The 8,831-nt window shown below is 52.9% G+C and carries 4 protein-coding genes and 1 pseudogene; 4 read left to right on the top strand and 1 reads right to left on the bottom strand.

What is annotated here, in order from left to right; translation table 11 throughout:
* Positions 1-156: pseudogene (locus RTI30_RS10555) on the bottom strand (IS5/IS1182 family transposase); the annotation flags it as partial.
* A gap of 227 nt (positions 157-383) precedes the next feature.
* On the opposite strand from RTI30_RS10555, the gene RTI30_RS10550 reads away from it, so the two are divergent.
* The 4 genes from RTI30_RS10550 to RTI30_RS10535 form a co-directional block, all read left to right on the top strand.
* Positions 384-1,553: a ParA family protein gene (locus RTI30_RS10550; protein ID WP_312283743.1), complete on the top strand. Its 1,170-nt coding sequence runs from the start codon at positions 384-386 to the stop codon at positions 1,551-1,553.
* A 7-nt stretch (positions 1,554-1,560) separates the two neighbouring features.
* Entirely contained in the window at positions 1,561-6,000 is a 4,440-nt protein-coding gene (gene bcsA, locus RTI30_RS10545; RefSeq protein WP_312283742.1) for a UDP-forming cellulose synthase catalytic subunit, read from the top strand.
* Positions 5,997-7,163, top strand: a complete 1,167-nt coding sequence (bcsZ, locus tag RTI30_RS10540) for a cellulose synthase complex periplasmic endoglucanase BcsZ (RefSeq protein ID WP_312283741.1) — start codon at positions 5,997-5,999, stop codon at positions 7,161-7,163. The genes bcsA and bcsZ overlap by 4 nt, the downstream gene beginning before the upstream one ends.
* A partial coding sequence (locus RTI30_RS10535; RefSeq protein ID WP_312283740.1) for a tetratricopeptide repeat protein occupies positions 7,145-8,831 on the top strand: 1,687 nt, incomplete at its 3' end. The genes bcsZ and RTI30_RS10535, both read left to right, overlap by 19 nt.

The following is an 8,831-nucleotide window of genomic DNA, read 5'->3' as shown; positions in this document are numbered from 1 at the left end:
CAGATCCGAGTAGATGCTATCAAAGTGGCTGTTCAGCGCCGCCAGGCTCCGATCCACGATCACCCGAATGGCACGCAGGGGATGATCTTTCGGTACCCGCTGCTCCGGCGACAGGTAGCTGAACATCCCTTGGGTCTCCACCTTGGTCCCGCGCATGACGCAACTCCCAGATTTTCAACGTTACGCAATTATACCACGGACTTTTTTAGCATCCTCCTAAGCCGCCTGAAAATACCATATACTCCTCATCAGATCACTCGCAAAATAGGCCACAGATTCAGGAGGTACTCATGGGCAAAGTTTCCCTCATGTTGAGTATAGTGTGTGTGTTTATGCTATTATCAAGGCATTAGTCATATGCCATGGCCTTCTTGGAGATAACAATGGCAAAGTTTAGAACAGATGTTGCCCGTTTATTTGATAGCTTAAAAATTGATATTCCATTTGGTTACCGAGAGTTTGATGAGTCGAGTGAGGCAGGAATAACTATGCAGTCACCGGCGGATGAAACGGCTAACATCGCTATGGATAACCCAATGGTGGCGGAACCGGATAAGGATCGGATAATACCGATTTCTGCCTTGAGCTATACGACCAACGCATCCAAAGAGAATGCGTCGACGGTTCATGACAAGGCGGCTGAAGAAAATGCTCCCAAGGAATCTCATTCCACTGAACAGGTGACCGCCACGGAAGAAACAAACTTCCAGAAAGATCGATGGCCGGTATTACGGGCATTAGCGGCTGGCCACAGACACATCAAAGGGGAGAATCAGGGTCCGCGGATTTCTTTGGTTACCGTGTATTCCCCACAAGGGGGAGCTGGTGTCACCACTATTGCTGCGAGTCTGGCATGGTCATTAGGGAAAGCAGACGGAATCGTTATCCTTGCAGAGCTGGGCGGACTCGAATCTGGACGCCTATTTTTCGGGTTGCGGGGTGAAGAAATACCCATCGGAGACGGGGCTGCTACTGCTTTGATTGGACGCATACAGGGGTCAGCGCATCGCGCCGCCTACTTGCACACCACCACTTCCTCAACGGAAATTTCCCATTTTCTTGATAGCTTGCTGTCGCCGGGCAATGCGTATCAGGGAGAACTATTGCTTGGCAATATCATTGATCGACTGGGTAGCAGTCCGAGTCACATGATTCTTGACGTTCCTGCGGGGCGCTGGGATCTGTGGGAGCGTACAGCCGCAACCGCAGACTTTGCTATTATCCCACTGCGCTGTGATCTTTCTGCACTGCTGGCGGTTGATGCGCTTCTCACCGAAATGAGCGAGGCAGAACATGTCGCACAGCGACGGGCTCGCCCGATTTTCGTTCTCAACCAGTTTGATTCAAACCGTCCATTGCATCAGGAGATTGCTCAGGCTCTGAAGGGGAGATTAGGGGACATGCTCGCGTCATTTGCCATCCCTTCTGATGAGCATCTCGAAGAATTGCTTGCCAGTGGAGATCCTTTTGTCGAGAGTACCTTCAAGAAATACGCGGGCCTGTTGGCTGACTGGTTGATAGCGACTTCTTCTCGTCGTATCTCTCTATCCTGATCTAAAAATGGGCAAGGAAAGGCCCAACAGATCGCTAGCACCCGTTGTTGCTGTGATGGCGGTGATGGTACTGGCTGGAGCCCTACTGATCGGGATTGATCTGGTGATCGTGCCCTTGGACTGGCATCGACAGGCCCTGCTTGCCGTCTCTATTTTTCTCGCGGCACTGTTCATCAACAAGCACTTGAAGGCCCACTGGGCAACTCTTCTTCTGATTGGTATCTCCATTCTTCTTACTACCCGATATGCCTATTGGCGGGTGACGGAAACCTTGGGGTTTGGCGATCCGCGGTATCATTGGTACGACACGGTCGTGACACTAATCCTGTTGGCTGCCGAGATCTATGCCTGGCTGACCCTTTTGTTGGGGTATTTCCAGACCATTTGGCCCTTGCAGCGGAAGCCAGTTCCATTGCCTTTGGATTCTTCTCTATGGCCCGATGTCGATGTATTCATTCCTACCTATAACGAGCCCATCGAGGTTGTGCGTCCGACGGTGCTCGGTGCAATCAATATGGATTGGCCTAAAGATAAATTACACGTTTACATTCTGGATGATGGTAGCCGGGAGAATTTCCGCGATTTTGCCGCGAACGTCGGGGTCGGCTACATCACGCGGGAAAAGCATGACCACGCGAAAGCAGGCAATCTCAATCACGCCATGACCGTAACCCACGGCGCTTACGTAGCCATCTTCGATTGTGATCACATTCCCGCACGATCCTTCCTGCAGATAACGATGGGCTGGATGGTGCGGGATTCCAATCTCGCGCTTGTGCAGACACCCCACCACTTTTATTCCCCGGATCCTTTTGAATACAATTTGGGAATGTTCCGTGTTGTTCCTAATGAAGGGGAACTTTTTTACGGCATCGTTCAGGATGGCAATGATCTTTGGGACGCCACGTTCTTTTGCGGTTCCTGCGCGGTAATACGGCGCACCGCTCTGGATGAAGTGGGGGGTATTGCCGTGGAAACGGTCACAGAAGATGCGCACACCGCTCTAAAGCTCCAACGCCGAGGATGGCGAACAGCGTATCTCAATATCCCACAAGCGGCAGGACTCGCCACGGAGAGCCTCTCCGGCCATATCGGACAGCGTATCCGTTGGGCCCGGGGCATGGCCCAGATATTTCGGGTGGATAACCCGTTGCTGGGTCGTGGCCTCAACATCGGGCAGCGGCTTTGTTATCTCAATGCCATGATGCACTTCTTTTTCGCTTTGCCACGCCTCATTTTTCTCACCGCGCCGCTCGCCTACCTGCTTTTCGGCTTTCGGGTACTCGATGCCTATGCTGTTACGTTTGCCGCATATTCACTGCCTCATCTGTTCATGGCGAATCTGGTCAATTCTCGCATTCAGGGTCGGCACCGATATTCGTACTGGAACGAAGTGTACGAAACTGTACTCGCCACATATATTCTACTACCGGTCTGGCTTGCAGTGATCAATCCGAAACTCGGCAAGTTTAATGTTACCGCCAAGGGTGGAATCAAGGAGCATGACTACTTCGATGGCACCATCGCCAAGCCCTATATCATCCTCTGGTTGTTGAACCTAGCCGGGCTTGTCGCTGCGGTTCTGCGCTTGACCCTGGAAGTGGAACCACGAGTCACCACCATTCTAATGACCAGTTTATGGACACTGTACAATCTCATGATCATCGGAGTCGCCATCGCCGTAAGCCGCGAACGCCGTCAGCTGCGCAACCATGTACGCATCCCGATCCAATTGCCCGCTTTTATTATCATCAGTGGTTCGTTGGTACTTAAGGCAATGACGTATGACCTTTCCGATGGCGGGGCAAAGCTCCTGCTAGAATCGGCAAGAAATCTACCTGCGGATCCTGGTTTAACTTTGCGCCTTTTTTGGGATGGGGATAGCTTCGATTTCCCCATCCGTGTCGTAGCCCAGAAGGAGGAACGATTGCAAGTCGCCTTCACACCATTGACCATTGCCCAGCAGACCAATTTGGTACGACTCCTATACACCCGTGCGGATGCTTGGATTGGGTGGGGGGGAACAAGAGACGAGGACCGTCCCTTGGCAAGTCTGCTCCTGGTCACCAAACTTTCGTGGAAAGGAGTGGCAATTATGTGGCAGTGGATCCTGTCAGGTGTATGGCGAATCGCCCAGGCGCTACTGGTCCTGTCTGTCGTTGGATTGTATGCGTTAGGTTACACCCAGGGAGGGCAGGCGCAGGCTGCCGTTTTACCCAACGACAACGATTCGGCTTCACAGATAACAGCAACTACAAAGTCTTCCAGCGCGGCTCCAGACACACAACAAGGAGCGGGCAGTTTCACCCATACCTTTACGCTTGCGAGCTTGGGGTTTACCAAGGGACTCCGCCTGACCGGCACCCAAGGGGAGCAAACCGTTTTTCTGAATGTGCCTGGTAACGAGGTGGTACGCTCCGCTATTGTCCAAATGCGCTTTCGATATTCGCCAGGACTCCTCGCGCGGATTAGCCAGATCAACCTGTTACTCAACGGGAGCGTCATTGGCTCCTTTCCTATCCCTACCAATGCGGTTCCTGGGCAATTACAAACGGTCACTTTCTCGGTAAATCCCTTCCAGATCGTGACCTATAACCATTTCACCTTCCAGCTGATCGGGCACTATACCTTACAGTGTGAGGATCCTGCCAACTCGACTTTGTGGGCAGACATCCTACCGAGTACAGAAATCGCATTGGGGGGGACCCTCCTGGACCTTCCGGATCGTCTTTCCCTGCTACCTGAACCTTTCTACTACCAAGCCGGGCAGGGAAGGGTGACCATACCCTTTTTTCTCCCGTCTGGGAACGACTCCCCCCGCGTTATGGAAGCCGCTGGTGTGGTGGCATCCTGGTTTGGTACGTTGAGCAATTACCGGACGGTCCGTTTTCCCACCTCTTTGACCAGCCTACCCCAAGGGAATGTTGTGGTTTTTATCAATACAGCCCATGGGATCCCCTCTTCCTTGGCTGGTGTTACTCTTCCCTCCCCTACGGGACCAACCATTGCGGTGCGGACGAATCCTACGGATCCGAGTGGCAAGATTCTCATTATTATGGGGAACAATGGTGCTCAAGTACTGCGAGCTGCGCGGGCTCTCGTTCTTGGCCAATACGCCCTGGGTGGGGATACCGCGGTAATCAAGAATCTCAAGATGCCACAAAGAAGCGCCCCCGACGATGCGCCGCGCTGGATCAACACTACTACCCCTACCAGGATTGGCAGGTTCACCAGCGGAAAATCCTTGCAGGTCGCCTATATTGGTAGTGTCCGGGTACAGTACTGTACCCCACCAGACCTTTTTTTCTGGAATGTCAAAAATATTCCGCTCCATCTACGCTATACCTACAATCCCGGCCCCATCGGCCCACAGTCTTCCTTGGTAGTGAATAGTAATAACCAGTTTGTTTCTGGGATCGCATTACCAGGAGGAAAAAGTCGTGCCTCTACCGTTCGGGAGCGTACGGTAGAGATACCAACGGCTGACATTGCCCCTTTGGACAACTCCCTGAATTTTTTCTTCGGCTTCCAGGTGGCCAAGGAAGGTCCTTGCAAGGACGTTATGCCAAACACGCTACGTGGCGCGATTCTGCCTGATTCGGAGTTGGATTTCGCAGGTATTCCCCATTTCACTCGTCTGCCGAACCTAGCGCTACTTGCGAACGGCGGGTATCCGTTTACCCGATACGCAGACTTGGAACAAACGGCGGTCGTCCTTCCATCCACACCAACCGCTGGTAGTGTGGAAACCTACCTGAATCTGCTCGGCCAATTCGGGGCGCAAACGGGGTATCCGGCACTGCGTGTGACAGTACTACCACCAGGGAAGACGAAAAGCGCAAAGGGTAAAAATCTGATCGTTATCGGCACACCCGGCGATCAGCCTCTGTATTCTTCTTGGGCGGCCTTTTTGCCCTTGGTCATAAATTCGGATGGCAGCGTTAGGGTAAATGATCTCCGCGGCCTCTTCTCACAAATGCTGGCTGATCTTCCGTGGTGGGATACGCAGCCGAAACAGGGATCTCTCGGCGCGAAAGGACTGGGGGAGATGTTGTCTTCAGGCGAGAATCCTGAAGCTGTTATAGACGAGATCATTTCCCCGTTGGACCATAACCGAGTTGCTCTTTTTCTCGAGGCGGGAGAGGCAAATGACTACGGGAAGCTGAACACAACTTTATTTGACCCGTCACATAGAGCCGATATCTTTGGGAATGTCAGCGTCTTGACGGATAACCGATCGGATCCTCTTCGCTCTTTTGTACTGCCTGCCCCGCACTTCTACCTTGGGCACTTGCCCTGGTGGACATGGCTGCTCTGGACACTATCGCGGAATGTCTGGCTGATGGTATTGCTTGTTCTTCTAACGTCATTGGCGGTGGCGATGCCGCTGACAGGGTGGTTACGGAGCAAGGCAAAAAAACGGTTAGCGGAGCGCGGGGAAAAATGAGGTACTGGGTTCGCTATCTATCGGTGACACTGCTGATGATCTTCCTGCTGGTACTCATGACCGGCTGTGTGAACGCAACCAACAAGACAGTCGACAACACATCCTGGAATCTGTTGTGGCAGGGTTATGCAAAAAAATTCATCGATCCGCAGGGCAGGGTGATAGACTTCGACCAAGGTGACATTACCACTTCCGAAGGGCAGTCGTATGCCTTGTTTTTTTCCTTGGTGGATAATGATCCGGTACTCTTTAGAAAAATCCTCGATTGGACCCAAAACAACCTAGCACAAGGGAGCCTGTCCGAACACCTTCCTGCCTGGAAATGGGGGAAACGACCCGATGGCAGCTGGGGCGTCCTTAGCCCTCATTCTGCCGCCGATGCGGATCTATGGATAGCCTACACATTAACGGAGGCAGGCCGCCTATGGAAAAAACCCGCCTATTCCGCGCTGGGTGCGTTACTTGCAAAGCGCATTGCGCAAGAGGAAGTGGCTAATATCCCGGGTATCGGCCCCATGCTCTTGCCTGGGAATATAGGGTTTCATAACCATCCAGACACCTATGTCCTGAACCCAAGTTATCTGCCTTTGCCAGTAATCTCGGGCCTGGGAAATACACTTCCACAAGGTCCATGGGTGGAAATGGCCAAAGCATTGCCAAGTTTTATCAAAGACACGACACCGACCGGCTTTGCTCCGAGCTGGGTGACCTACACGGTGGGTAAAGGCTTCGGCCCGGCCCCGGAAAGTAAGGATGGTACCTTCAATTCGATTCGCGTGTACCTTTGGGCTGGCATCTGTAATCCCGCAACTCCAGGCGCACAGGCCATCACAGCGGCTTTGCATGCCATGCCGAGCTACCTCGAGTCCCATATCTTGCCGCCACTCACGGTGAACTGGCTGACAGGAAAGGCCGCTGGGGAAGGTCCTGTTGGATTCTCTGCTGCTGTGATGCCGCTACTAAAACGTCTTCATCGCACCGAATCGTTCGATAATCAGCAACTGCGCTTGACCGCTGACTTTGATCCAAAAACGGGACTATATGGAAAGCATCCCCGTTATTACGATGAAAATTTAACTCTTTTTGCGATGGGATTCCTGAACGGTGTGTATGCTTTTTCCAAAAACGGGGCTTTGGAGCCGGCATGGTTTCACGGCGGTTAATTGCCACTCCTGCAATCCTGATCGTGCTCCTTTGCGGGACAGTCCCGGCGAACGCGCAAACCAATGTTCAGTTTCTCAGTACCAAGGCACAGTATTGGCAACATCATGGGCGCCCTGATTTGGCCACCAAAACCTGGGAGCAAGTTCTTCTGGAGGATCCGCGAAATATTACCGCGCTAGCCCAACTGGCTATTTTGGCTAAGGAGAACGGAAACAAAGAAAAAGCCAAACGGTACTTGGAGCAAATCGAATCCATTGCCCCTGCTTCTCCTGAAATTGCGCAGGTAAAAACGATCCTCCGCCAGAACCCCAAATTTCAGCACCTCGTACAGGAGGCTGCTGTCCAGGATCAACTTGGAAATTATGATGCCGCAGTGCAGCTGTATCGACAAGCAATCGGGCCTGGAGATCCTCCACCCGATTTGGCAAGTGGATACTTTTTCGCCCTGTCCAAAACGGCTGGAGGGAAAGAAAAGGCGATTCGGGAGTTGGAATCACTGGTGAGGAACCATCCGTCACCCCAATATGATCTAGTCTTAGGGCAATTGCTGACCTACACCCCGGCCACGAGGCAGCAAGGGGTGGAGATACTTTCCCGCCTTGCCTTGGGACGAACGGCGCTTGCTACCCAAGCGCGGATCGCTTGGCGAGACGCACTAACCTGGGAAGGTGCCAGTCCGGATGCCATCCCGTTGCTTCGCAGCTATCTTGCCAATTTTCCTGATCCCGCACTCTCAACCCAACTCCGCAAAGCAGAAGCCGCAGCAACGGCCATGCAGAAACAAGCAGCACACCGATTGCTAGCTGCCCAAGTGCAAGCCGGATATACGGCCTTGCATCAAGGGAAACTAACAGTCGCAGCACAGATCTTCCAGAATCTCTTGGCTTCTCATCCGAACAATCCGCAGTATTTGGAAGCACTCGCTGATACACGCCTGGCACAACGGAATTTTCCAGAAGCCTTAGCCCTCGCGCAGCAGGCGCTGGCAGTTGCACCTGCTGATCAACGGTCATCGATTACAGCCCTCATCCAACAGGCAAGGCTCTTTGCCATTCTACAACTGGCCAACAAGGCAGCCGCCGGGCATCATAGTTCCCTTGCGATACATTATTTTCAAAAAGCGCTGGAGCAAAATCCAGACAATCTTGCAGCTCTGGAGGGGCTCGCTGGGGAGTATGAATCGATCAAGAATTACGACCAAGCGATTACTGTCTATCACCGAGCCTTGGGAATAGCACCTTCCAAGGCCTCTTTGTGGGTGGGGATGCTGGGCGCACTGCAGGGTGCCGGTCAAGATACCCAGGCCCTCCAATTTGCACAAAGTGCGCCTGCCTCCCTACTGATCCGGCTCCAGAAAAATCCCGTCTGGTGGGCAAATCTTGGCGAAGTGTATGCGAGGCTACGAAACGGTGTCGCAGCCCAACAGGCCCTAGAACAAGCCGTTCGACGCAGCAAGGGGGCTGATCCGAATGTAGAGATCCAACTTGCTTGGGTTCTTTTTCACAACGGAGACGATGATCGCCTGCAAGACGTTTTGCAGCGTCTCCGAGCCGTCTCACTAAGCCCTGCACAAAACGCACAGGTAGAAGATCTGGTAGTGCTGGATGGGGAACGCCGCGCTACAGAAGCGCTGAAAACAGGGAACGAGACGCGAGCTCGGACGATTC

This window comes from Candidatus Igneacidithiobacillus taiwanensis (assembly GCF_031962545.1).
GTDB classification, from domain to species: Bacteria; Pseudomonadota; Gammaproteobacteria; order Acidithiobacillales; family Acidithiobacillaceae; genus Igneacidithiobacillus; species Igneacidithiobacillus taiwanensis.
This window is presented reverse-complemented; position numbering and strand designations above follow the sequence as displayed.

What these genes read in the sequence shown, in the direction of transcription:
- RTI30_RS10550 (WP_312283743.1), top strand. Translation starts at nt 384, where the DNA reads ATGGCAAAGTTTAGAACAGATGTTGCCCGTTTATTTGATAGCTTAAAA.
- bcsA (WP_312283742.1), top strand. Translation starts at nt 1,561, where the DNA reads ATGGGCAAGGAAAGGCCCAACAGATCGCTAGCACCCGTTGTTGCTGTG.
- bcsZ (WP_312283741.1), top strand. Translation starts at nt 5,997, where the DNA reads ATGAGGTACTGGGTTCGCTATCTATCGGTGACACTGCTGATGATCTTC.